This is a genomic window from Devosia alba, assembly GCF_039938915.1.
Classification (GTDB): Bacteria; Pseudomonadota; Alphaproteobacteria; order Rhizobiales; family Devosiaceae; genus Devosia; species Devosia alba.
Genome location: NZ_JBDUUI010000006.1, coordinates 224,585 through 249,017 on the forward strand (window position 1 = coordinate 224,585; position 24,433 = coordinate 249,017).

23 protein-coding genes and 1 pseudogene are annotated in these 24,433 nt (G+C 57.6%); 22 read left to right on the forward strand and 2 right to left on the reverse strand.

The features are described 5' to 3' along the window. Positions 1-39 precede the first annotated feature (39 nt). Complete coding sequence (locus ABFY71_RS11320; protein WP_347946087.1) at positions 40-1,140, forward strand: glycosyltransferase family 4 protein; 1,101 nt, start codon at positions 40-42, stop codon at positions 1,138-1,140. Positions 1,141-1,186: 46 nt separating this feature from the next. On the opposite strand, the gene ABFY71_RS11325 is transcribed toward ABFY71_RS11320, so the two are convergent. Further along, the gene (locus tag ABFY71_RS11325; RefSeq protein WP_347946088.1) at positions 1,187-1,744 is read right to left on the reverse strand and encodes a hypothetical protein; all 558 of its coding nucleotides are present in this window, start codon (positions 1,742-1,744) and stop codon (positions 1,187-1,189) included. Between the two features lie 396 nt (positions 1,745-2,140). Between ABFY71_RS11325 and ABFY71_RS11330 the strand changes: the two genes are divergently transcribed. From ABFY71_RS11330 to ABFY71_RS11430, 21 genes are all read left to right on the forward strand, one after another. Further along, complete coding sequence (locus tag ABFY71_RS11330) at positions 2,141-2,932, forward strand: hypothetical protein (RefSeq protein ID WP_347946089.1); 792 nt, start codon at positions 2,141-2,143, stop codon at positions 2,930-2,932. Positions 2,933-2,940: 8 nt separating this feature from the next. Continuing rightward, on the forward strand, positions 2,941-4,128 hold the full coding sequence (locus tag ABFY71_RS11335) for a hypothetical protein (RefSeq protein ID WP_347946090.1): 1,188 nt from the start codon (positions 2,941-2,943) through the stop codon (positions 4,126-4,128). Positions 4,129-4,394: 266 nt separating this feature from the next. Beyond that, on the forward strand, positions 4,395-5,393 hold the full coding sequence (gene pseB, locus ABFY71_RS11340) for a UDP-N-acetylglucosamine 4,6-dehydratase (inverting) (RefSeq protein WP_347946091.1): 999 nt from the start codon (positions 4,395-4,397) through the stop codon (positions 5,391-5,393). Continuing rightward, a complete protein-coding gene (gene pseC, locus ABFY71_RS11345) occupies positions 5,393-6,544 on the forward strand; it encodes a UDP-4-amino-4,6-dideoxy-N-acetyl-beta-L-altrosamine transaminase (RefSeq protein WP_347946092.1) in 1,152 nt (383 codons plus the stop codon). Before pseB ends, pseC begins: the two co-directional genes overlap by 1 nt. 121 nt (positions 6,545-6,665) lie before the next feature. Continuing rightward, complete coding sequence (locus ABFY71_RS11350) at positions 6,666-7,187, forward strand: class I SAM-dependent methyltransferase (protein ID WP_347946093.1); 522 nt, start codon at positions 6,666-6,668, stop codon at positions 7,185-7,187. Next, positions 7,187-8,053 carry an aldo/keto reductase gene (locus tag ABFY71_RS11355; RefSeq protein ID WP_347946094.1) on the forward strand — a complete coding sequence of 289 codons (867 nt, stop codon included), beginning with the start codon at positions 7,187-7,189 and terminating at the stop codon, positions 8,051-8,053. Before ABFY71_RS11350 ends, ABFY71_RS11355 begins: the two co-directional genes overlap by 1 nt. Beyond that, positions 8,050-10,077 (forward strand): aminotransferase class III-fold pyridoxal phosphate-dependent enzyme, encoded by a 2,028-nt coding sequence (locus ABFY71_RS11360; protein ID WP_347946095.1) that lies wholly within the window; start codon positions 8,050-8,052, stop codon positions 10,075-10,077. Before ABFY71_RS11355 ends, ABFY71_RS11360 begins: the two co-directional genes overlap by 4 nt. A 1-nt stretch (position 10,078) precedes the next feature. Next, positions 10,079-11,155, forward strand: a complete 1,077-nt coding sequence (gene pseG / locus ABFY71_RS11365; protein ID WP_347946096.1) for a UDP-2,4-diacetamido-2,4,6-trideoxy-beta-L-altropyranose hydrolase — start codon at positions 10,079-10,081, stop codon at positions 11,153-11,155. Between the two features lie 98 nt (positions 11,156-11,253). Continuing rightward, the gene (gene pseH, locus ABFY71_RS11370; RefSeq protein ID WP_347946098.1) at positions 11,254-11,811 is read left to right on the forward strand and encodes a UDP-4-amino-4,6-dideoxy-N-acetyl-beta-L-altrosamine N-acetyltransferase; all 558 of its coding nucleotides are present in this window, start codon (positions 11,254-11,256) and stop codon (positions 11,809-11,811) included. A 19-nt stretch (positions 11,812-11,830) separates the two neighbouring features. Continuing rightward, entirely contained in the window at positions 11,831-12,856 is a 1,026-nt protein-coding gene (pseI, locus tag ABFY71_RS11375) for a pseudaminic acid synthase (protein ID WP_347946117.1), read from the forward strand. A 4-nt stretch (positions 12,857-12,860) separates the two neighbouring features. Continuing rightward, positions 12,861-13,604, forward strand: a complete 744-nt coding sequence (locus tag ABFY71_RS11380; RefSeq protein ID WP_347946100.1) for a cytidylyltransferase domain-containing protein — start codon at positions 12,861-12,863, stop codon at positions 13,602-13,604. Between the two features lie 36 nt (positions 13,605-13,640). Then, the gene (locus ABFY71_RS11385; RefSeq protein WP_347946101.1) at positions 13,641-14,564 is read left to right on the forward strand and encodes a Gfo/Idh/MocA family oxidoreductase; all 924 of its coding nucleotides are present in this window, start codon (positions 13,641-13,643) and stop codon (positions 14,562-14,564) included. Then, entirely contained in the window at positions 14,561-15,850 is a 1,290-nt protein-coding gene (locus tag ABFY71_RS11390; RefSeq protein WP_347946102.1) for a DegT/DnrJ/EryC1/StrS family aminotransferase, read from the forward strand. Before ABFY71_RS11385 ends, ABFY71_RS11390 begins: the two co-directional genes overlap by 4 nt. Further along, a complete protein-coding gene (locus tag ABFY71_RS11395; RefSeq protein ID WP_347946103.1) occupies positions 15,847-16,386 on the forward strand; it encodes a GNAT family N-acetyltransferase in 540 nt (179 codons plus the stop codon). The genes ABFY71_RS11390 and ABFY71_RS11395 overlap by 4 nt, the downstream gene beginning before the upstream one ends. Positions 16,387-16,389: 3 nt before the next feature. After that, a complete protein-coding gene (locus tag ABFY71_RS11400; protein ID WP_347946104.1) occupies positions 16,390-17,274 on the forward strand; it encodes a hypothetical protein in 885 nt (294 codons plus the stop codon). Positions 17,275-17,280: 6 nt separating this feature from the next. Beyond that, entirely contained in the window at positions 17,281-18,957 is a 1,677-nt protein-coding gene (locus ABFY71_RS11405) for a hypothetical protein (protein WP_347946105.1), read from the forward strand. Between the two features lie 43 nt (positions 18,958-19,000). Next, on the forward strand, positions 19,001-19,891 hold the full coding sequence (locus ABFY71_RS11410; protein ID WP_347946106.1) for a glycosyltransferase family 2 protein: 891 nt from the start codon (positions 19,001-19,003) through the stop codon (positions 19,889-19,891). Further along, a complete protein-coding gene (locus tag ABFY71_RS11415; protein ID WP_347946107.1) occupies positions 19,888-20,865 on the forward strand; it encodes a hypothetical protein in 978 nt (325 codons plus the stop codon). Before ABFY71_RS11410 ends, ABFY71_RS11415 begins: the two co-directional genes overlap by 4 nt. Beyond that, entirely contained in the window at positions 20,862-21,965 is a 1,104-nt protein-coding gene (locus ABFY71_RS11420) for a glycosyltransferase family 4 protein (RefSeq protein WP_347946108.1), read from the forward strand. Before ABFY71_RS11415 ends, ABFY71_RS11420 begins: the two co-directional genes overlap by 4 nt. Next, entirely contained in the window at positions 21,962-22,930 is a 969-nt protein-coding gene (locus ABFY71_RS11425; RefSeq protein ID WP_347946109.1) for a GDP-mannose 4,6-dehydratase, read from the forward strand. The genes ABFY71_RS11420 and ABFY71_RS11425 overlap by 4 nt, the downstream gene beginning before the upstream one ends. Continuing rightward, positions 22,927-23,652, forward strand: coding sequence for a glycosyltransferase family 2 protein (locus ABFY71_RS11430; RefSeq protein WP_347946110.1), 726 nt, complete (start codon positions 22,927-22,929; stop codon positions 23,650-23,652). Before ABFY71_RS11425 ends, ABFY71_RS11430 begins: the two co-directional genes overlap by 4 nt. A gap of 151 nt (positions 23,653-23,803) precedes the next feature. Here ABFY71_RS11430 and ABFY71_RS11435 read toward each other — a convergent pair. After that, a pseudogene (locus ABFY71_RS11435) lies at positions 23,804-24,376 on the reverse strand (TRAP transporter large permease subunit); the annotation flags it as partial. Between the last annotated feature and the right edge of the window lie 57 nt (positions 24,377-24,433).

Consider the following 24,433-nt stretch of genomic DNA (forward strand, 5'->3'; position numbering starts at 1 on the left):
AGGCAGTGCGGGGACAGGAAGTTGACCACACTCCGAATAGTGCTGATCGGCAATCAAGCTTTTGCCATGGTCAATTTCCGTGGGGCTCTGATCCGGCGCCTGGTGGCCTTGGGCCATGAGGTCTTCGCGCTTGTTCCCGATTACACGCCCGAAACCAGGGACGCCATAAGCGCCATGGGGGCACAGCCGCTTGATCACTGCCTGAGCCGCTCCGGCATGAACCCCTGGATCGACCTCAGCGCCGCCTGGCAGCTCCGGAACCTTTTGCGCACCATCGCGCCGGATCTGGTCCTCGCCTACACGGTTAAACCTGCGGTCTACGGCATTCTTGCGGCAAGCCTGGCCGGTGTGCCGCGCCGCTACGCGCTGATTGAGGGACTCGGTCACGCATTCATTCACAGCGACACCCCCAAGGGCCGGCTGCTGCAGTGGGCCGTGTCCATGCTCTATCGATTGTCACTCCACCTGGCCAGCCAGACGCTATTTCTCAATGCAGACGATCAAGCCGAATTCCGCCACCGCAAGATCGTGCCCGAGGGGCGTTCACAGGTCGTGGGGACCATCGGCGTTGATCTTGGTGAGTGGACCACTGCCCCACCGGTCCTCGACCCGATCACCTTCCTGTTCATTGGCCGAGTGTTGTATGAAAAGGGCGTCGCCGAATTTGTTGCGGCAGCGCAGCAGCTGCGCGCTCACTTCCCCGCGGCCCGTTTTGTCATCGTGGGCGACGTCGACAGCAATCCGAGCAGTTTCAGCCGGGGGACGCTGGTGGACCTGGCTGCGGATGGACTTATCGAATGGCAGGGGCATACAGATGTAAAGCCCTGGATTGCCCAGGCCAGCGTCTTCGTCCTGCCATCCTACCGCGAAGGTTTTCCCCGCGCCACGCAGGAGGCGATGGCCATGGGTCGGCCGGTTATCACCACGGATGTTCCGGGCTGCCGGGAAACCGTCATCGAGGGGACCAACGGCTTTTTGGTGCCACCTCGCGATGCCGATGCCATCGCTGTCGCCATGCGCACGTTTCTCGAACAACCGGCGCTCGTGGCGTCTATGGGGGCCAGGAGCCGGGAGATCGCCGAGAAACGCTTCGGCGTTGACGCGGCGACCGACCGCTTGCTGGATGCGATGGGATTGTAGGCAACCAATCCACCCTCACCTGAAAGCGGCGCCCCTCAGTGGCCCCTCAATCTTTCACCATGACTAGGATGTCGTGCTCGATATGCCAGGTCATTTTGTGACGGTCTGCCCACCCCAGCACAAAGGCAATTGATGGGTAGTCCGGACTTCCAAATAGGGCGCGGATGTCATCTACCATGACCACCAGCGGATGAAACCGATCGATATGCTGAGACAGACACTCCAGCTCAGCGGCAAGAGGCGTGAGGCTGCTACCCAAATGGGTGACGCCGCCCGAATAGTGGCCATCGAGCCAGAACGTCACCGGACCATCCAGGGTAGGCAATAATTGGGGGAAAACGTCTTCACTTGAACCGTTTATTACGCTGACAGCGGGCATATGGGCGAATCGTGCAACAGCGGCATCGTAAAGAGTTTTTGCAGGCTCAATGGTAACTACCGCCTTTGAATATTTGGCGGCGGAGGCTGAGGTGTCGCCAAAAAATGTTCCCGTTTCGACAAAGGTCCCGTCATGCAGGGAGTTTCGACGAACAACAGCGCGCTTTACAACAGACGGTGCTGGAGATGCAAATCCAGAGGAAAACCACTGTTTGAAGCTACTCACGTTTAGCGCCCGGTCGATAAAACCGGGTATCCGCTTGCGAATTTCTAGTTTGTTTAGAATTTATCGACCTCCAACATTTCACCGCAGATTAGTGTTTTACGCAGCGCTTCACAACTCGTGTGCAATGAGTTGCTGAGCCCCGGCTCATCTTCTCACAAAAATCGCGCCAGAGTACCGACGCTCTACTATTTAGAAATGATGATGAATTATGGAATATAATTACACGATCATTCCAATGATGTAGCTATTTCGATTTCGCTTTCCGCGGATGATTTTCTGGAGTGAGGTATGTGACTTTGGAGAGATGGCAATTTGGAATATTTGTGTTAGTTGAGATCCTAAGACGAGAGACCGTTCCGGGCCCCGCTTGGGCAGTATTTTTTGGGGGGAGGCCGAATGCAAAGCCACAATGAAGAATATGGCATCCTAGATGTGCTGGCCGTACTCAGGCGTATCTGGATCCTGCTTCTTCTGCTGCCGCTAGGGGCTGCAGCCTTGGTCGGTATCTGGGCTTATTCCTCTGACCCCAGCGGAAAGGATCGATTGGTCATCTCATCGCGGATAAGCTTATCCGTGGCTGACCAAAACACACTGGATTTTCAGCAGATACTCGAGACAGTCGCATCAGATATCGGGGCGTCGGGCAGTGACAGCGCCGCAGTCAACCTAACGATTTTCAATCTAACACAAACGCCTGTCGACGGCATGTCGATCGTCCAGTTGACTATTGATTTCCGGCCAGACGTGGACGGCACGCGTCTGATACACGGCATGCTTGACATAATCGGGGACAAGGTCGCCCGAAGGCATCTCGATCCGGAACAAGATGCGAGCACAGAAGCCCTGGAAGCCCGACACGCCACATTGCTGAGCCTCTGGACCTCCCTCACCGATGGACAGGACCTTCCGACTGAGCCAGACAGACGCCCACCCACAGACGGCGTGTCAAATCTTGCCGAGCTCTCGATAGCGCTCAGCCTACTTGAAGACACCCTTTCAGATACTCGAAATCGGGCTGAGGAGCTTTGGAGTGTATTAGAACCGCCAGGTGAGCCCGCGGCCACTCAACGCAGTTTCCGTTGGGTAAGGCTGCCAATTGCTGCTTTCGTGGGGACCCTGTTGTCCATTCTGTTGATCGCCCTCACAGTCGATACGATTAGAATGGCCATGCGACGCCGAATCTCGTGAGCCAAGCAATGACTTCCAGCGAGACGGCCGGACATGGGCACCGCCCAGGCGGCCTTGCCCCTCCCAACACCACACTATACGCGCTTGTTTCGTTGGCCGCCGGAATGCTGTGCGCCTATCTCGGCAGCCTGCTGCAAATGAACGCTGACTGGCTAGCTGGACTGGGCTTCTCCGGGTTCTTCGTTTCCGACGCCATGAGTTTGGAGTCATCGGTCAGGCTGGCTTGGCAGATCGACTGGAACAACTGGCCCAATCTGAATACATTCATCGGCGTTGTATTTCTATACTTTCCAATATTAATATTTGGAGAACTCGGAGCTGCAATAGTAAATATTATACTGTTGTTTTATGCGTCTTTGTTTTTTGCTTATTCTGTGCGCGACATATATGGTAAGATTAGTTCATTCGTCATATTTTCGGTGTCTACCATCGCCGTTTACTCAAACATATACATACTGGAGGTAATAAATTTTCCGAACAAGGAGATACCACTGATATTGATCACTAATATGTTTGTATATTTTGCGATTTGTAGAAGAGACATTTTAGTTCCTCTTGCTTTGATAGTCATTAGTTACTATTTTCGAGACGGGTTTTCGATTATATTGTCCATAATTTTTGCGGTCGTCCTGATACGACTGCATGTCGGCAAGTACGCAGCTCTTATAGCGGCTGCAGTGCTGGCACTGCTGCTCAGCACGCTGTCGATCCAAAGTCTGTCCTGGATAAGCAGTGCTTTTGATCGAAACGCTACCATAGGCGAGGGCTTGATCGGCGAGCGGTTTGCTGCGCTGGGTCAAATTGCCTCATATATTGCCCGCTTGGTGGGCAACGCCGCCAACCTGGGCTTGCGACCGCAACTGGAAGACGAAATCGGGGGCATTCACTTGCTGGCCGTCGGCTACTGGCAGTTCGGCATCGTGATACTCGCAGGCCTGCTTTGGGCAATGAAAACTATCGCCACGCCTCACGCGCGGGAGGGGGCCTTGGCACTGCTGCTGGTTGTAGCCCTGCTGGGCATTTCATACGGATCATTCGTGCAGCCACGATATATGATGCCTCTGATCTACTGGCTGAGTCTGGGGCTCGCCCAGGATCATCGCATCCGATTGATTGCACTTGCAGCCTGCACATTGGCACCAATCTTCTTTTGGGCGCTCGATGGCCTCCCCCCTCTCGCAACCTCGACTATCTGAGGGATCAATGCTGGAAGGGTGCGGGGTTGCCCCTTAGGAGCAGCGTACCTGCTCTTTTGCGTGCTAGGCGCCTGGGGAGATTGCGACCTCCAATGGTCGCATCGTGTGCTAGACAACGAAACAGTTCACACGCTATGGAATGGCCCTGTTACTGTCCGCTCTAGGATCAAGATCGACAGGCGCGCTGCGTTTGCAACCAAATAGGTTGCGCTGCAAAGCCGCGCTGCGCCGGCAGCTACCGGAACCACATCTGAGTGAGACGCCTCATGCTTACCAATTCATCCATCTTGATCACCGGCGGCACCGGATCATTTGGCCACGCCTTTGTGCCCATGACGCTCGCCAAGTACAATCCTCGCCGTTTGGTCATTCTGTCCCGTGATGAAATGAAGCAGTGGGAGATGGCCAAATTATTTGGGGATGACCCGCGTGTGCGTTTCTTTATTGGCGATGTACGCGACAAAGAGCGGCTGCTCAGAGCGCTGGACGGCATCGACTACGTCGTGCATGCGGCGGCAACCAAAATCGTTCCCACGGCGGAGTACAACCCCTTCGAGTGTGTCAAGACGAACATAATGGGCGCCATGAACCTGATCGACGCCTGCATCGATCGGCAGGTGAAGCGGGTGGTCGCCCTGTCCACGGACAAGGCGAGTAGCCCGGCCAACCTGTATGGTGCAACCAAGCTGGCGTCCGACAAGCTTTTCGTCGCCGGCAATTCCTATTCAGGCTCGCACGTTACCCGCTTTGCAGTGGTTCGATATGGCAACGTTCTGGGCTCTCGTGGCTCTGTCGTGCCGTTCTTTCAGAGTCTTGCCAACAAGGGTTCACTGCCGATCACCGATGATCGGATGACCCGCTTCATAATTACGCTCGAGCAAGGCGTTGATCTCGTCTGGCACGCCTTCAACGACATGGTGGGTGGAGAAATCTACGTTAAGAAGATCCCGTCCATGAAGGTGACCGATATTGCACGCGCCGTCGATCCGCAGGCGGCGCATGAAATCGTGGGGGTGCGGCCAGGCGAGAAATTGCATGAACAGATGATCGGGATGGAAGACGCGCCATACACCTACGAGTATCCGGAAATGTTCAAGATCCTGCCGGCCATTCACGGCTGGCACAATGATGCAAAGCGCATCAACGACGGAGTGAAGGTATCGCCTGATTTCGTCTACAGCTCGGACACCAACCGGGAATGGATGGACATCGGGTCACTGCAGTCGTGGATTAATAGCAACGCTACCAAAACCGGCCGCGTCTGATGATTCCCTACGGTCGTCAGTCCATCAGCCAGACCGATATCGACGCTGTTGTCGATGTTCTGAAATCGGACTTCCTCACTCAGGGACCAGCGATTCCGAAATTTGAATCGGCCATGGCGGAGCGAGTCGGCGCCAAGCATGCCATAGCCGTAAACAGCGCAACTTCCGCGCTGCATATTGCCTGCCTCGCGCTCGGTGTTGGTCCAGGCGATATCGTGTGGAGCAGCCCCAATACCTTTGTTGCCAGCACCAATTGTGCGTTGTACTGCGGCGCGGCAGTCGATTTCGTCGACATCGATTCCCAATCTTGGAACATGTCAACAACAGCGCTGGGCGATAAGCTGAAGCAGGCCAGCGCGTCAGGGAAGTTGCCCAAGGTGCTTGTGGTGGTTCATTTTGCCGGCCAGCCCTGCGACATGGACCAGATCCATGCACTGGCACAGCAATATGGCTTCAAGGTCATTGAGGACGCGTCCCATGCGGTCGGCGCAACCTATCGTGACAGCACCATTGGTGATTGCCGCTACAGCGATATCACCGTCTTCAGCTTCCACCCGGTCAAGATCATCACCTCGGGCGAAGGCGGCATGGCGATGTGCAATGACGAGAGGCTCGCCTGGCGGTTGTCCATGTTTCGCTCGCACGGCATCACGCGGGATCCGGCCCGTGTGCAGGCATTGCAGCCTGATCCATGGCAGTATGAGCAGCAATTGCTCGGGTACAACTATCGCATGATCGACATTGAAGCCGCCCTTGGGCTAAGCCAAATGTCCAGGCTGGATGAGTTTGTTGCCCGACGAAACGAGTTGGCGCGTCGCTATGAGGGCCTGTTGACCGGACTTGATCTGCAGCGTCCCAACGTAACCCCTGACCGCAAATCGGCCTTTCATCTCTACGTCGTTCGTACTCGAGATTCAGTGGAGCACCATCGCGCGGTCTTCAACAGCCTGCGACGGATGGGTGTGGGGGTAAACTTGCACTACACACCGGTTCACCTGCAGCCCTACTATCGGCAACTCGGATTTGCGCCGCACATGTTCCCTGAAGCGGAGCGATATGCAGAGACGGCCATAACCTTGCCACTCTATCCAGATCTCACCGAACAACAGCAGGACGATGTCGTGCAGGCGCTTGAGGTCAGTCTTGGTTAGGCAGAGAGACATTTTTCTGGGCGGAGAAGGCGATGCCTGGTTCAGGCGCAACAAGGAGGCCATGGACCGGGCGGAATACTCTGAGAATGACACCGTATATGAGGCGATAAAAGAGGTTGCCTTGTCCCAGCAGACCCCGGATAGCGGGGCGCTGAAGCTGCTAGAAGTGGGCGCCAGCAACGGCGTGCGCCTCGGACGGGTACAAAGGGAACTCGGCATGGATGTTGCGGGGGTCGAACCATCGGCGGCGGCGGTCGCGGAGGCCCGGACGGCAGGATTGAACCTGAGCGTCGGCACAGCAGAGCATTTGCCATTTCCCGACACCACGTTTGACGTCATCGTCTTTGGTTTTTGCCTCTATCTCTGCGACCCTGCGGACCTGTTCCGTATTGCGGCCGAGGCCGATCGGGTACTGAAGAAAACGGGCTGGATCATCATCCAGGACTTTTATGCGACAGCCCCGGCGACGCGGCCCTATCACCATTTAGACGGGGTCTACTCCCGCAAGATGGACTACCGCACGCTGTTTTCCTGGCACCCAGCCTACACCTGCTACTCGCAGCGGATCACTGCCCACCAGACCCGGCACTTTGCCGATGATCCGCAGGAATGGGTGGCTACGTCCGTGCTTCGGAAGTTGTGATGGCCAGCAAGCTTGCATTGGGGACGGTGCAGTTTGGCATGCCCTACGGCATTGCCAATGTGACAGGCCAGGTCGGCCCTGCTGAGGTCGCCGACATACTCCGGCTGGCGCAAGGTAAAGGCATCGATACACTAGATACTGCCATCGGATATGGCCAAAGCGAATCAGTGCTGGGGACCGTTGGGGTAGCGAACTGGAAAATCGTTACCAAGCTGCCGGCCCTGGCCGACATGAATGTTGCCGACTGGGTCGAGCGCGAAATTGCCAGATCGTTGAGGCGCCTTAAGGTCGAGCACCTGGAAGCGGTCATGCTGCACCGTTGCGCAGATCTTCTGGGGCCTCACGGCGACGCGCTGTATCGGGCTCTCACAGAATTGAAGGATCAAGGTCTGGTGGCCAAGATCGGATACTCGGTCTATTCTCCTGGCGACATCGACAGTCTGCACGCGGCCTTTCCACCCGATATAATACAGGCGCCGCTCAATGTGTTCGATCAGCGGCTTGTCAAAAGCGGGTGGCTGCACCGCCTCGCCGCCGCCGGGGTGGAAGTTCATTGCCGGTCAGCGTTCCTGCAGGGTCTCCTGCTGATGCCGGCGGGTCAGCGCCCAGCCAAGTTTGCGCCCTGGGCCGCACAGTTCGACAGATGGGACCGCTGGCACGCCCGAAGCAGTGCGGGGGCGCTCGGCGAAGCACTGGCATTCGTGCTTGACCAGCCGCTCGTGGACCGCATTGTGCTGGGTGTCGATTCACTGTCCCAGTTCCAGCAGATCCTTCTGGCGGCCAAGGTTGAATGCAATCCAGGCGCGCCCGACTTCGCCTCAGACGACGAAAGGCTACTGACGCCATCGCAATGGGGAACCCTATGAAGATCGTCGCCATCGTGCAGGCACGCATGGGGTCAACCCGGCTTCCAGGCAAGGTCATGCTGGACGTCGGCGGCCAGCCCCTGATCTCGCTACTGCTGCAGCGGCTCTCCCGGGCGCAAACGATCTCTGAAATCGTCGTCGCCACCACCGCCGACCCCTCCGATGACCAACTGGCGGAACATGTGTCGTCGCTGGGCTATCGGGTCTATCGCGGCAGCCGAACCGATGTGCTGGAGCGGTATCTGGGCGCCGCGCAGGAGGCTGAGGCCGATATCGTCATCCGCATTACCGGCGACTGTCCCCTGATCGATCCAGATGTCGTGGACAACGTGGTGCGCACCTTTCTCGCCAGCGGCGTCGACTACGCCAGCAATGTCAGCCCGCCGAGCTTTCCTGACGGGCTGGACACCGAAGTCTTTTCATTCGCGGCACTCGCGGACTCCGCGTCGCGCGCTGATACGGCATTCCAGCGAGAACACGTGACGCCCCACCTGCGGGAATCGGGATTATATAGCTCGGTAAACTTTGCCAATGACATTGACCTGTCCGGCCAGCGGTGGACAGTAGACGAGGCGGCCGATCTTGACGTCGTCCGGTCCGTGGTGGCGCACTTTGCGGCCAGCACGGATTTCGGCTTCCGGGACGTCGCTGAGCTGGCGGTAGCACGGCCCGAACTGTTTTTGATCAACCATTCGATCCCTCGAAATCAAGGAGCCACGATGGGCACCGGGCAGAAGCTGTGGAAACGTGCCAAGCGCGTCATTCCCGGCGGAAATATGCTTTTATCCAAGCGGGTTGAAATGTTCCTGCCTGACCAGTGGCCTGCCTATTTCAGCAAAGCCAAGGGCTGCACTGTCTGGGACCTAGATGGCAACGCCTATACCGACGTGTCGATCATGGGCATCGGTACCAACACGCTGGGTTATGGCCACCCTGAGGTGGATGCAGCTGTTGCCAAGGTCGTGACCGACGGCAACGTCTCCACCTTCAACGCTCCCGAGGAAGTCTACCTCGCGGAAAAGCTGGTTGAAATGCATCCGTGGGCTGACATGGCCCGCTTCGCGCGCTCGGGTGGTGAAGCCAACGCCATTGCCATCAGAATTGCCCGCGCGGCGAGCGGCCGGGACAAGGTGGCCTTCTGCGGCTATCATGGCTGGCACGACTGGTATCTTGCTGCCAACCTGGGTGACGGCACGACGCTGGCCGGACACTTGCTGCCCGGGCTTGAGCCGCGCGGCGTGCCGCAGGACCTGCAAGGGAGCATCCTGCCTTTCAACTACAACCGCTTCGATGAACTACAGAAGCTGGCCGACGAGCATCAGCTCGGCGTGATCTTCATGGAAGTCGCCCGCAACAGCGGGCCAGAGAACGAGTTTCTGGAGAAGGTTCGGGAGCTTGCGACGCAAAAGGGCATTGTCCTGATTTTCGACGAGTGCACGTCCGGCTTCCGGCAGACATTCGGCGGGTTGCACAAACTTTATGGCGTCGATCCGGATATGGCCACCGTCGGCAAGGCTCTTGGCAATGGCTATGCCATTACCGGGGTCATTGGTCGGCGCGAGGTCATGGAGGCCGCACAGACGACTTTCATCTCTTCCACATTCTGGACCGAGCGGATCGGCTCGGCTGCGGCGCTCAAGACACTGGAGGTCATGGAGCGACTCAAATCCTGGGAACTCATCACCGCGACTGGTCTTGACATCAAGGGCCGCTGGCAGGATCTGGCTGATCGGCATGGCCTGCCGATCACGCAATGGGGTCTGCCGGCACTGTGCGGCTTCACCTTCCAGAGCGAAAATGCACTGGCGTACAAGACGCTGATTACCCAAGAGATGCTCAAAAAGGGCTATCTGGCTGGCAATAGCGTTTATGTGTGTATCGATCACACCCCGGAAGTTCTCGACAATTACTTCGAGCGGATTGATTCCGTTTTTGCGACAATTCGCAAATGCGAGGATGGTCTGGACGTGGGCAGCCTGTTGGAGGGTCCAATAGCCCATTCCGGCTTCAAGCGTCTGAACTAGCATGAGAGTGGTGTTTCGCGCCGATTCCTCACGTGAAATCGGATCCGGCCACATCGTGCGGGACATGACGCTGGCCGAGGTGCTCAGGGGTGGCGGCGCCCAAGTCATATTTGTCTGTCGGGCGCACGATGGCGCCCTGCTGGAACTGCTGGCGCAACGGCAGTTCACCGTGCTTGCGTTGCCGCTCCGGCTGCGCGAAGCGCGATATGACGGCCCATATGGCCACTGGCTTGGCGCACCACAGCAGCAGGACGCCCGCGACACCATCGACGCGCTGGTAGCCAGCAGCTTGCCGCACTGCGACTGGATGGTTGTCGATCACTACGGCATAGACCGGACCTGGGAAACGATCCTAGAGCCGGTTGCCGAGCGCATCATGGTGATTGATGACCTGGCAGACCGAAAGCACCATTGCAATCTTCTGCTGGACCAGAACCTGGTGGCTGGTTTCCGCGACCGCTACCGAGGCCTGGTGGCAAGGGACACAGTGCAACTGCTGGGGCCTCAATATGCCGTGCTCCACCCCCAATATGCTGCGCTGCGACTAGCAAAGATGCAGCACACCAGACTAAAGAATGTCCTAGCCTATTTTGGGGCAAGCGATCCTTACAACTTGACCGGTATGACCATCCGGTCGTTTGCGGCACTTCCGGACAGAGAACTGACGCTGTCGGTTGTGGTTGGCAATATCAATCCGTACGAAGCAGAAATCCTGGAGCTGGCCGGCAACGATAGCCGCATTCGAGTGTATCCCCCCTTGCCATCCCTGGCTGAGCTGCTTGCACAGGCGGATATTTGTGTCGGCGCCGGTGGCGCGACGACATGGGAGCGGCTTTGCCTGCAAGTTCCCTCGCTCGTTTATGCACTGGCCGACAACCAGGTTGCCGTCAGCGAGCACCTGGATCAACTCGGGGCAATCAGGTTCATGGGCCATGCCCGCAACGCCAGTGTCACCGATTTGAGCGACGCCTTGCTGCAGGCGCTATCTAGGGACTGGACGCCGCAATGGGAGGGCGTGGAGGTAGACGGTTTGGGTGCACCGCGCGTTGCTACCCGCATGTTGCAGAATCATCCATGACGCACCTAGCAGCAGCGGGCCGCTAGCGATGCGCTTGGCCTTTGTGCTACCCAAAAGGCCAAGCTTTGCTTACCGCTGGCCAACAGGGTTGAACACTCATGCCCAAATTTGATGACATTGTTCTTGAGCCGTTGCTGGGGCAGCCCAGCCATGTCCTCAAGGGGCTCCGGGAAATCAGGAACTCGGAGAGCGTCCGCAAGTATATGTACTCGGACCACCTGATTTCCGCTGATGAGCATACCCGATGGCTTGAACGGTTGGCAGAGACCCCTTCCGACCGGGCGATGGTTGTGATGGGCGCCAAAGGCATAGTAGGTTACGCCGCCATCCAGCAGATCAACCAGACGCACAAAACTGCCGAATGGGCATTCTATGTCGATCCCGCCTCTAAGGCGCCCGGCGTGGGAAGCGTCATCGAATACCGCGTGCTCAACCTTGCCTTCGACGACCTTGGGCTGGAAAAGCTCAATTGCGCCGTCCTGGACACCAATCAGTCCGTGATTGAGCTGCACAAGAAGTTCGGATTCGTGCTGGAAGGGATTAGACGGTCGAACATACAAAAGGATGGCCACAGGCTTGATGTGCATTTGCTCGGGCTGACGCGCGAGGAATGGAATGTAGCGCGACCGCGCTTTGCGAAGTTGTTTGGAGAATAGCGTGCAGATTGCAGATCTTATGGTGGGTAGCTCGTACCGCCCTTTTGTGATTGCCGAAATGTCGGGCAATCACAATCAGTCGCTTGACAGGGCCCTGGCCATCGTCGATGCCGCAGCCGCTGCGGGCGCGCATGCCCTCAAGCTACAGACCTACACCGCCGATACCATTACACTTGACGTTCGTGGCGGAGAATTCGACATCGCCGATGGCAGCAGCCTTTGGGTCGGTCGGAACCTACACGATCTGTACAAGCAGGCTCACACACCCTGGGAGTGGCATGGTTCGATCATGGAACGCGCCAAGTCGTACGGCATGGCGTGCTTCTCGTCGCCTTTTGACGAGACCGCCGTGGACTTCCTAGAGTCACTCGGCGCACCCGCTTACAAGATCGCCTCTTTCGAGAACAATCATCTGCCACTGATTCGCAAGGCGGCCTCCACCGGAAAACCGCTGATCATTTCCTCTGGCATGGCGTCTATTGCCGAACTGGACGAGGCCGTGACGGCCGCGCGCGAGGCTGGCTGTAAGGACCTGGTCTTGCTCAAATGCACCAGCACCTACCCGGCGACGCCCGCAAACACCAATGCGCTGACCATCCCCCATATGCGACAGTTGTTCGGCTGCCAGGTCGGCCTGTCCGACCACACCATGGGGATAGGCGTGGCCGTGGCCGCAGTTGCCCATGGAGCAACCGTCATTGAGAAGCACTTCACCCTGTCTCGGGCTGAGGGCGGCGTAGACAGTGCCTTTTCACTCGAACCGGCCGAAATGCAGTCGCTGGTGGTAGAGACGGAGCGGGCATGGCAGAGTCTTGGCGCGGTCAGCTATGGTCCGACCGAGGCCGAAAAGAAGTCGCTGGTGTACCGTCGCTCGCTCTACATCGCCGAGGACATGGCGGAGGGCGCGACATTCACGCCGAGCAATCTGCGGGTGGTGCGACCCGGCCTGGGCCTCAAGCCGCGGTTCTACGAGGAGGTGCTGGGTCGGCGCGCGTCGCGAGCGGTTAAGAAGGGTGAACCCCTGTCCTGGGAACTGGTCTCCTAATACCATGAAGCACGGACGCATCGTCGCCACCATCGAAGCGCGCATGACCTCATCCCGGCTGCCGGGAAAGGTTCTAATGCTGGCCAATGGCATTCCCATGCTGCTCCATTTGGTCAGACGTCTCCGCGCCGTCCCGTCGCTGGACGCCATAGTTATTGCCACCACCGTCAATGACGCCGACGATCCGATTGCCGAGTTCGCAGACCGTGAAGAGGTCGCCGTGTTTCGTGGTAGCGAATCCGATGTGCTTGGTCGGGTCATCGGCGCCGCGCGGTCCGCTGGAGCCGATATCGTGGTCGAGATCACCGGGGACTGTCCCATCATTGATCCCGAACTGGTGGAGCAGACCATTCGGACCTTCCTGCATCACCAGGCCGACTATGTCAGCAATTCGGTTGTCAGGAGTTATCCCGACGGTATGGACACCCAGGTCATGACCCTCGCGGCTTTGCAACGGTCTGCCGAGCTGAGCGATGATCCGCTCGACCGCGAGCACGTGTCGCGCTTCATCTACCAGCACCCCGACATGTTCTCTCTGGTCCATCTCGTGGCGCCCCCTTCCCTTACCTGGCCGGACCTCGGTTTGACGCTGGACGAAGCCAATGACTACGAACTGCTGAAGCGGGTTATCGAACGCCTCGCCCCGCAAGACGAACTATTTGGTTGCGGTGCGGCAATTGCGTTTCTCAAGACAAACCCGGACCTGCTGGAGATAAACCGCCAAGTCGTTCGCAAGGGCGACCAGTAGGTGCGCGCACTGGTGGTAGGACTTGGCGGCATAGGCATGCAGATTGATCTGCATCTGAGCGCCGACACCTTTATCCACTCGCACTGCCGCGCACTCGCCACTCATCCCGGCTATGATTTGGTCGGTGCTGTCGAGCCTGTTGAGGAGCGCCGCGCCGCGTTCGAGCGCCAGTACCACCGCCCCAGCGTTGCCAACCTCGCCGATGGTCTGGCACAATTGGCGCCGGAGCTGGTGGTCGTCAGCGTCCCCACGCAGCTGCATGCGGGGATGATCGAGCAAATTTTGGCGCTGGCAGTACCGCGCGCCATTGTGTGCGAGAAGCCGCTTGCGTTGGATCTGACGGAGGCCAGGGAAATGGTGGAGCGCTGTGAAGCGGCCGGCGTGGCGCTCTATGTCAACTACATCCGCCAGTCTCAGCCAGGCGTCAAGGACATCGCCGCCAAGTTGGCGAGCGGGGAGATTGCCACGCCGCTCAAAGGCGTCGCCTGGTATTCAAAGGGGCTCTTCAACAACGGCTCTCACTTCGTCACCCTGCTGCAACATTGGCTCGGGCCACTGGCGTCGTTTCAGGTTACCAGCGCCGCGCCCAACTGGCGCGGGTCTGATCCGGAGCCAGACGTCGTCCTGCGGTTCAGAGATGGTGTGGTGCACCTGCTGGCGGCGCGTGAGGAAGATTACTCCCACTATGGTATCGAGCTCGTCAGCCCCTCGGGGCGCCTGCGCTATGACGATGGGGGCAACTCGATATTGTGGCAGCCGGCGATCGAAAGTCCAGATTTCCCTGGATATCGAACCCTGTCGCCAATGCCCCAGAACATTGCTGTTGGACTGAATCAAATTCAATGGCATGTCTTCGATGAAATTCTGGCTGACCTTGATGGCCGGTCGGCGTCGATCTGTACGGGCCGGCAGGCTCTGACCGTGCTTGAGCAGCTCGCCGCAATCAGGGATGCGCTATGACAATTGATACCGATTCCACCCTGGCACTGTTTGGCGGCCCCAAGTCCATTGACAGGGTCTTCACGCGTTACAACCCTATTGGCGCTGAAGAGGTGGCCGCGGCGCGCGGCGTTGTGGAAAGCGGCGTCCTGTCCCAGTTCATCGGTGACTGGGACCCCGATTTTTTTGGTGGTCCGAAGGTGCAGGAGTTCGAGCGCAAGTGTGCGGCCTATTTCGGGGTCAAGCACGCCATTACTGTTAACTCTTGGACATCGGGACTGATTGCGGCTGTCGGTGCCGCCGGAATCGAACCGGGCGACGAAGTGATCGTGCCGCCTTTCACCATGTGCGCCAGCGCCACGGCGATCCTGCACTGGAACGCCATCCCGGTCTTTGCCGACATTGAGCCCGAAACCTTCTGCCTCGATCCGAAGTCGGTTGAGGCCAATATCACGCCCTATACCAAGGCCATAATGGCCGTGGACATCTTTGGCCATCCCGCCGACACCGATGCCTTGATGGCAATCGCCGAGCGCCATGACCTCAAGGTGATAACCGACACGGCACAGGCACCCGGCGCTGTGTATCGCAACAAGTTCGCCGGAACGCGGACGCATATCGGCGGCTTCAGCCTCAACTACCACAAGCATATCCACACGGGCGAAGGGGGCATTCTCGTTACGGACGACGATGTGCTGGCTGACAAATTGCGCCTGATCCGCAACCACGCCGAGGCGGTGGTTGCCGGCATGGGGGTAACCGATCTCACCAATATGATTGGCTACAATTTCAGGCTGGGTGAGATCGAGTGTGCCATCGGCATTGAGCAGCTTGACAAGCTGGAGCGGCTGGTCGCGCGGCGACAGGCGGTTGCGGCGCTGCTCGGCCAGGAACTGGCGGGTCTTGAGGGTCTGCGGCTGCCGATGGTGAAAGAAGGCTGCACGCATTCCTACTATGTATATTCATTGGTGATCGACCCGGACACGCTTGGCATCAGCCGGGCGCGGCTGGTGGAGGCGCTTTCTGCCGAAGGCGTTACCGGCCTTGCCAGCGGCTACCAGAACGTCCATTTGTTGCCGATGTACCAGCAGAAACAGGCCTATGGATCGCGCGGCTTCCCATGGAATTCTGAGCTGTGCCGGCGCGATGTGAGTTACGCCAAGGGCATCTGCCCCGTGGCCGAGGATCTGCATGACCGCACCTATCTCGGCTTTGCCATGTGCCTTCATGACCTGACCGACGAAGATGTCCGGGCCATAGGGTCGGCATTTCGCAAGGTGTGGTGCAACCTGGCGGCGCTGAAATGACAGAAGCCATCGCCCCCGGCTATTCGGTACGCCCTTTCGACGAGGCCGACATAGACGGTCCCTATCTTGGCTGGTTCCAGGATCAGGAGGTGACCAGGTACAGTTCGCACGGCAAGCTCGCTCACGGCGTGGCGCATTATCGCGACTTCATCCGCACGCTGAACCGCAGCGAGAATGTGATCTGGGCGATCGTCCACGAGAACGACGGTCATGTGGGCAATATCGGGCTGCACGCGATTTCAGCACTGAACCGGAATGCCGAGTTTGCCGTGATGATTGGCGACAAGCGCCACTGGACCAAGGGTGTCGGCCAGGCCGCCGCCAAGGTGCTGATGGCACACGGTTTCGAGAAGCTCAATCTCGAGCGCATTTACTGCGGCACCGCCGCGACCAATGTGGCGATGGCTCGACTTGCCCTGGCGCTGGGCATGACTGAAGAGGGACGGCGACGCTCGCACCTCTGGCTGGAGGGCGCCTGGGTGGACGTCGTCGAGTATGGCCTGCTGCGGTCCGAGTGGCGGCAGGCGCAAGGGTAGCGGATGTTTGCCATAGTCAGCCACGATGCAGGCGGCGCCGAGATTCTGGCGAGCTATGTAGCGCGCAACAATTTTGCCTGCCGGTTTGTCCTGAAAGGGCCGGCGCTTGCCGTGTTCAGGCGCCGATTAGGTGACATCGAGACCTGCTCGCTCGAAACGGCCCTCGCAGCTTGCGACACAGTCCTGACGGGCACCAGCTGGCAGTCGGACCTTGAGTTGCGCGCTATTGCCCTGGCGCACACCCTGCATCGGCGCTGTGTCTCCTTCCTCGACCACTGGGGGCACTATATAGAGCGCTTCGAGCGCGACGGTCACCTGACATTACCCGACGAGATTTGGGTTGGTGATGAACTGGCTCTGGTCAAGGCGCAACAGTGCTTTCCGAAGACGCCGATCTCCTTGGTGGCTAACCCCTACTTTGCCGATATTGCCGACAAACTCGAGGCTTTGCCGCGACCACGCGACAAGTCCGGCCAGCGGTTGCTCTATGTTTGCGAGCCGCTGTCCGAGCATGGCCTGCTGCAGTTCGGTGACGAGCGCCACTGGGGCTATACCGAATTTGATTCACTGGCCTATCTCATGGAGAACTTGGACAGGATTGACGCCAATATCCAGACCATCGTCGTCCGCCCGCACCCTTCGGAGGCGCCTGGCAAGTATGATGACACCATTCGCTCGATGGGCACGATGGTGACGCTGGGCGGTGCCGTTCCCCTACTGGAGGAAATTGCCCAAGCCGATATCGTCGCCGGATGCGAGAGCATGGCGATGGTGATAGGGCTGTTGGCCGGCAGGCGTGTGATCTCGGCCATACCGCCAGGCGGCAAGCCATGTGCCCTTCCGCATGCTGTGATCGAGCCTCTGCAGCATTTGGTTGAAAGGATCTAGCAAGACATGGCGTTTGGTCAGAAAATCACCGCCAGACTTGTGGCGCTGCTGCATGACCTGTTCGGGCCGCAACCCGAAGTTGCACAGTTTGCAGCACACAATGGGCGGGTCTTTGCCCGCCATGATGGCGACAAGCAGCGCAAGTCCGTGGTTCTGGTCGAGTTCAACGAGATGCACTCGGCCCATATCGCCTATAGCTATCTTGCCAATGTTCTGGCCAATGAGCACGATGCCAGTATAGTGGCACATTTCCCGCACCCCCTGTCCAGTATCGGTGTAAAGCTGCGGGCGCGGATTGGCAAACTGCTGAACCGGGGCAGTTGGCGTGTCTACAGGTCGTTCGGCGTCACCAGCTTTCTGGAGATCAAGCTGACGCCGGGGATCACGGCACGGGCCAGAGCCCTGCTCCCACAGGCGCTGGCGCAGATCAACAGCAAATCAGACCTTGAGAACCTGACCCTTGAAGGCGTCTGGATCGGCGATCTCATTTACGACACTTTCCTGATGACCATGAAGCAGCCCACGGTGGAGCTGAATTCGCCCCTGTTTCGCGACTGGCTTCTCCGATCTCTCGAGACTTTCGCTTTCTGGCTGGACTACTTTGACCGGCACGACGTTCGCGCCGTCAATGTCAGCCATTGTGTCTACAACACCGCCATGCCCCTTCGCATTGCGGTAGGGCGCGCCATTCCCGCCTTCCAGATCAATGCTACACATGCCTATCGCCTGACGAAGGATAGAGTTTTTGCCTATGGCGACTACTTTGACTTTCCCCGGCGCTTTGCCGCTCTTCCAGCAGAGGTTCGGGAGGCAGGCCTGGCAGAGGCGAAGGCCAGGATCGAGCGGCGTTTTTCGGGCGAAGTGGGGATCGACATGGCCTATTCCACGCGTTCCGCCTATGGGTCGTTCTCAGGCCAGCGCCTGTTGAGGGAGTCGGACCGCCCAAAGGTGCTGATCGCCACTCATTGTTTCTTCGACAGCCCGCACAGCTATGGAAATAACCTCTTCCCCGATTTCTGGGAGTGGCTGGAATATCTCGGCAAATTGAGCGGAGAGGTTGATTTCGATTGGTACATCAAAACCCATCCGGACTACCTTCCGGGCACCAAAGAAATCATCGACGACTTCATCAGGCGACACCCGAATTTCACGCTGCTGCCGGCGCATAGCTCGCACAACCAGATTATCGCAGAAGGCGTCAGCGCCGTGTTGACCGTGTACGGCACTATAGGCTTCGAATATGCAGCCAAGGGCATAAAAGTTATCAATGCGTCTAGCTGCAATCCCCACATCGCCTATGATTTCAACATTCATCCAAGAAATCTTGATGAGTACGCGGATTCAATTTCGAACATTAGTAGTTCCAATTTCAAAATAAACGAAAGAAAGGTATTTGAATATTACTACATGAAAAACATATTTAATACTGAGAATTATTTACTGCCGAACTACGCTGAGACAATCTCCCTTATGGGAGGCTACGATGCGCAATTTACGCCGGCTATTTACGCGCAGTGGGTCAAGCAATGGACTCCCGAGCGCCATGCCGCAATCATCGCAGCCTTGGAGCGATTTACGCAATCCAGTGATTTCCGCCTGGATTACACTCATTTCGACTCGCAGGAACCGCATACCCAGCACGCTCTCGAGATGGATGGGCAAGCACGGAATAGTGGATCATGAACTACGCAGGTTTTGGGAAACGGTTTTCGGGCAAGACAGCTAGATGGTAGGTACATCGTCCGGCCAAGACGCTGCGCCGCTTCTTTCCGTCGGGCTTCCTGTCTACAATGGCGCGACAGTTATCGGGGCCGCTCTGGAGTGCCTGCGGGGCCAAAGCCTGCCCGGCTTCGAGATCGTAATTTCTGACAATGGCTCAACGGACGCGACCGAAGCCATATGCCGCGCCTATGCCGCAGAAAACCCCAATGTGCGATATTTCAGACAAACGACAAATATCGGAGCAGCGGCCAACTTTAAATTTGTGCTGGATCAGGCGCGCGGCTCATATTTCCATTGGATGGGAGCGGACGATATTCGATCGCCCAGCTTCCTCGAGGACAACGTACGGTTTCTTCAATCTCACCCCGACTATGTCGCGTCGACGGGTCGAGACCGGTTCTTGGGCGCGTCATCTTCGGAGGACATCACCTTTGACCTGGTTGGGCCTCCCTATGAGCGGTTCCTTCAACTGCTGGCCAACGCCTCACACTCACATGGCATTTTCTATTGCGTTACAATGACAGACGTCCTGCGTGGGTGCGCCGTGGTTGGCAGGACGTTCTGGGCGGCCGACTGGGCGATAGATCTGTTCCTTGCAAGCAAAGGCCAGATCAATCGAAACCTCACATCCTGGTCGGCCTTCGGCAAGGCTGGTGCAAGTAGTCGACGCAATGCCTACAGGGCCTTTAGGGGACATCCGATGGAAGCGGTTTTGCCGCTCTATTCGCTGAGCCTGTATGCTTGGGGGTTGTGCGAAGGCTTCAATTTCCGGCAAAAGGCGGTCGTCTTGATCAAGCTGATTGGACTAAATGCCCGAAGTGCCTATGAACGTGTCTTTGCTGCCCTCTATAACCACTACAGCAAGGTCTTGCGGCCAATTGTGAGAAGACGATGAACATTTTTCGACGCGGTCTGGGATACTTGATATCCCAAGCTCAGGCCGCAGCCGAGCCGACCCTGCGCAACTCCGAGCGCCTCCTCATCCTTCAGGCGGCCCAGGCTGCTTCCGTTAACGGACGGCGGGATAATCTGCGCAGGCTGTGCGATGTTGAATTCGCCGCTTTCTCGCAGTGGGGGGAGGACGGCATCATCGCTTGGCTGGCGGATAGGTTACCAAGTATCCCTAGGACATTCGTGGAATTTGGTGTCGGAGACTATCTGGAATCAAACAGCCGTTTGCTTCTAGAGGCGCGAAACTGGCGGGGAGTGGTACTGGATGGCTCGGATCAGCACATCCAGGCTATCAGGCAGCAGCCGTTTTATTGGCGACACGAATTGACGGCACAACAGGCGTTCGTCAATGCCAGCAACATCAACGATAAAATCGCTGCCACGGGCGTATCCGGAGAGATCGGCCTGCTATCCATCGACGTTGACGGCAATGATTACTGGATCTGGAAATCCATCAACGTGGTCAGACCCGCCATTGTGATTGTCGAGTACAATGCTGTGTTTGGCGATCGCCTCGACATAACGATCCCCTACCATCCCGATTTCATCAGGTCGGCTGCCCACTCCTCGCATCTATATTTTGGGGCCTCCATTCGCTCTCTGGTCAGCCTGGGAAAGGAGCTTGGGTACATCTTCCTTGGGACGACATCGACCGGCTGCAATGCCTTCTTCGTCAGGCACGACCTGGCTGTCGAACTGACACAGTCCGTGCAGCAGAAGTGCGCGTTCCCCTCCACCGTTCGGGAGGCGCGGAATGAAGAGGGCGAGCTCACCTTTGTATCGGGCAACGACAGGATCGACGTCATCAAAGACATGTCGGTGGTTGTTCCGAGAACGGGCCAGACTATGCGCCTAGACGACATTCGAGACGAGATCTACTCAGCCCAGTGGGCGGCAGGGGATTGTGTGGAAATATGAAGATTGCATTCGATCAGCAGGTGTTTCTTCTCCAGCAATATGGTGGCATATCCCGTTATGTCTGCAGCCTTGCAGAACACCTCTCAGCATCTGGCCGTGCCGATACCCGCATCGTTGCGCCTTTGCACTTCAATCACGCTCTGAAGGATTCTCCCATTCCTGGGCGCCGCCTGTGGTTACCGCAACTGCCTTCAAAGGCGTTTCGACTGGTGGATGCCACAAGCAAGTTCCTCGCTCGCGTGGAATTGAATCAATTTCAACCACAGATCATGCATGAAACGTATTTCACGGAGCACAGTTTCAGGCCCGCACGTGCTGCGCGCGTCCTGACCGTCTATGATATGATCCACGAGAAGTACGCGGATAGTTTCAGGAATGCTCACTGGACGTCTGACGCCAAGCGTACTGCGGTGAACCGCGCAGACCACATCGTCTGCATTTCGGAAAACACGCGGCGCGACCTGATTGAACTCTGGGGCATTCCCGAGACAAAACTGTCTGTCACACACCTGGCAGCAGACAGGATTTTTGAGCAGGCGCCGATCGAAGACACTGACTTTTCGCACGCGCGTCCATACGTTCTTATCGTTGGAAGCCGCGGCAACTACAAAAATTTCGAAGGCTTCCTGCGCGCCTTCTCCTCCCTGTCCGGTATCAGGGATGATGTTGACGTGATCTGCTTTGGCGGCGGCGCAATCACACCGCGCGAGCAGGAAATTGCCAGCAAAAATGGCCTGCGACTCGAGCAATTGGTGCACGTATCGGGTGACGATCAAAAGCTTCTGAGCTTGTATCACGGAGCATTAGCGTTGGTTTATCCGTCCATTTACGAGGGTTTTGGCATCCCTCCACTCGAAGCCATGGCGGCAGGATGTCCGGTAATAACCAGCAATAGCAGCTCGCTGCCAGAAGTGGTGGGCGACGCTGGCGAGTATTTTGCTCCGGATGACGACGCGGACATGGCTGCAGCCATGTTGCGCGTTTTGGCGTCTGCCGAGCGTCGACAGGAATTAATCAGTCTTGGCCGCCTTCGACATGCCCTTTTCAGCTGGCATAAATGCGCTAAGCAAACCTTGGACATTTACGAGCGATTGATATGACCACTGCACTCATCTGCGGCATTTCGGGGCAGGATGGTGGCTATCTGGCGCGTCATCTGCTGTCCAAGGGCTATGTCGTGTGGGGAACATCCCGCGACGCCCAGATCGCGAATTTTTCCAACCTGCGACGTCTGAATGTTGGGAAGGACATCGAGCTCCTGTCCATGGCGCCCGGCGATTTCCGCAGTATGCTGAGCACAATCGCCAAGGCACAGCCCGACGAGATTTACTACCTTGCGGGACAGACGTCGGTCGGTCTGTCGTTTGACCAGCCTGTCGAGACGATGGAGAGCATTGCCAATTCAACGCTTAATCTTCTCGAGGCAGTACGATTTCTGGGCATTTCTCCCCGCATCTATCACGCCAGCTCGAGCGAAGCGTTTGGTAACGTCCCGCCTGAGCATCAGGCGTCTGAGACTACCCCGTTCCAGCCCAGAAGCCCGTATGGGGTTGCCAAGGCCTCGGCGCATTGGCTCATCAACAACTATCGCGAGGCCTATGGGCTGCACTGCAGCAACGGCATCCTGTTCAATCACGAGTCGCCCTTACGCCCGGCTCGTTTCGTCACGAAGAAAATTGTTGCTGCCGCGTGCCGCATCAAGTCGGGTTCCAGCGAGAAACTGCAACTCGGCCGTCTCGACATTGCCCGGGACTGGGGTTGGGCACCAGATTTTGTGGATGCCATGTGGCGCATCCTGCAGGTGCCTAAGGCCGGCGATTACGTTATTGCCACAGGTGTCGCACATACTCTTGAGCAGTTTACCGCAGAGGTATTCGGGCAACTTGGGTTGGAGTGGCGAGATCACGTGGAGAGCGACCCCAGCCTCATGCGACCATCCGATATCGGACATAGCGTTGGCGACCCGACAAAGGCCAAGCAGGAGCTTGGCTGGAGTTCAGGCACAGGTTTTGCTGAGCTCATTGGGCTCCTCATTGAAGGTGAACAGAAAGACGTGCTGCGATGAACGCGCCGAAAACGCCCGTGCTGACCTTGGTCACCGTGACCAAGAATTGCGCAACGTCCATAGAAGCAACCTTGCGATCCGTCGCGGCCATCAAGCAGTCCGGTATCGAGTATATTGTCGTCGATGGTGTGTCGATTGACGGAACTATCGAGAAAATTACGGCTACAGGCCCTTTGGTCGACACACTGATATCCGAGCCGGACACTGGCATTTATAACGCCATGAACAAGGCAGTATCGAAGGCGAAGGGTCACTACATCGCTTTTATCAATGGCGATGATGAGCTGATTTCGGATGGGTTCGGCCCCCTTCTGGCCGCCCTGCAGACCAGGCAGAGCAATATTGTATGCGGCACGACGCTGGTCGGCTCGAAGGAACGGCCGGATGAGCGATTGATATGCGAACCTTGGAAACTGCTTTTTCATAACTCCGTGCCCCACCCCTCGAGCTTCGTATCGCGCGACCTTTTGACTCGCCGACCATTTCGAGAGGATCTCAAAATAGCCAGCGACTATGATTTTTTCCTCGGATGCTTCTTGGCTCGAGAGCATTTTGTGCGCATTGACGCCAATGTCGCATTGCACCAACGAGGGGGGGCATCTTCGAATGCGCGACAGTCTGAGCTAGAGGTGGCGCGAGTGCGGCGTGAGAAGTTGGGCTGGCTATTACCGCTAGCGGATGCAGGACGCTCAACTTATCGTACGATCGCTCGAGCAGGATAGCCAAGACCTTCAAGACGCGATTCAATCTCTGCAATCAATTGCTGATCCAGCGGCAAGCTGGCGACGTCCACGCGTTGATTGCCCAACGAAGCTGCAATCGCCGTTGGATGTTTGCTATCCTGCCCCGCCCCTTGACGACTCCCAGGTCAGATCACCCCATTGTCTGGGGCAGAAACAGGACCAGCGCGGGGAAAAGGATCAGGATAGTCAAGCGGATGATGTCGGTGACCACGAATGGGGTCACGCCACGGAAGATCGTCACCAGGCTTACGTCGCGGGCGATGGACTTGATGACGAACACATTCATGCCGACCGGCGGCGTAATCAGGCCGAGCTCGACGGTCATCACGATGATGATGCCGAACCAGATGGGATCAAAGCCCAACGCGACGATGACCGGATAGACGATCGGCACCATGAGGATGATCATCGCCATGGCGTCCAAAAAGCAGCCCATGACGATGAACAGCGCCACGATGAGCCCTAGAGTGCCATAGGGGCCGAGGCCGAAGTCGATGAGGATTTGCGTCAGCTTTTGCGGCACCTGGGTCACGGCCAGGAAATAGCCGAACAGGATGGCGCCGATCAGGATGGTATAGACGGCAACCGAGGTGCGAAGGGCTTCGACAAGGCAATCCAGCAGGGAGCGAAAATCGAGGCGCCGGCGGACGAAGCCGATCAGCGCCGTCAGCACTGCGCCGACAGCGGCTGCTTCGGTTGCGGTGGTTGTTGATTGTCGCTTGGAACTGACCCGGGGTTGTCATTGAGAAGTGACCCGCCA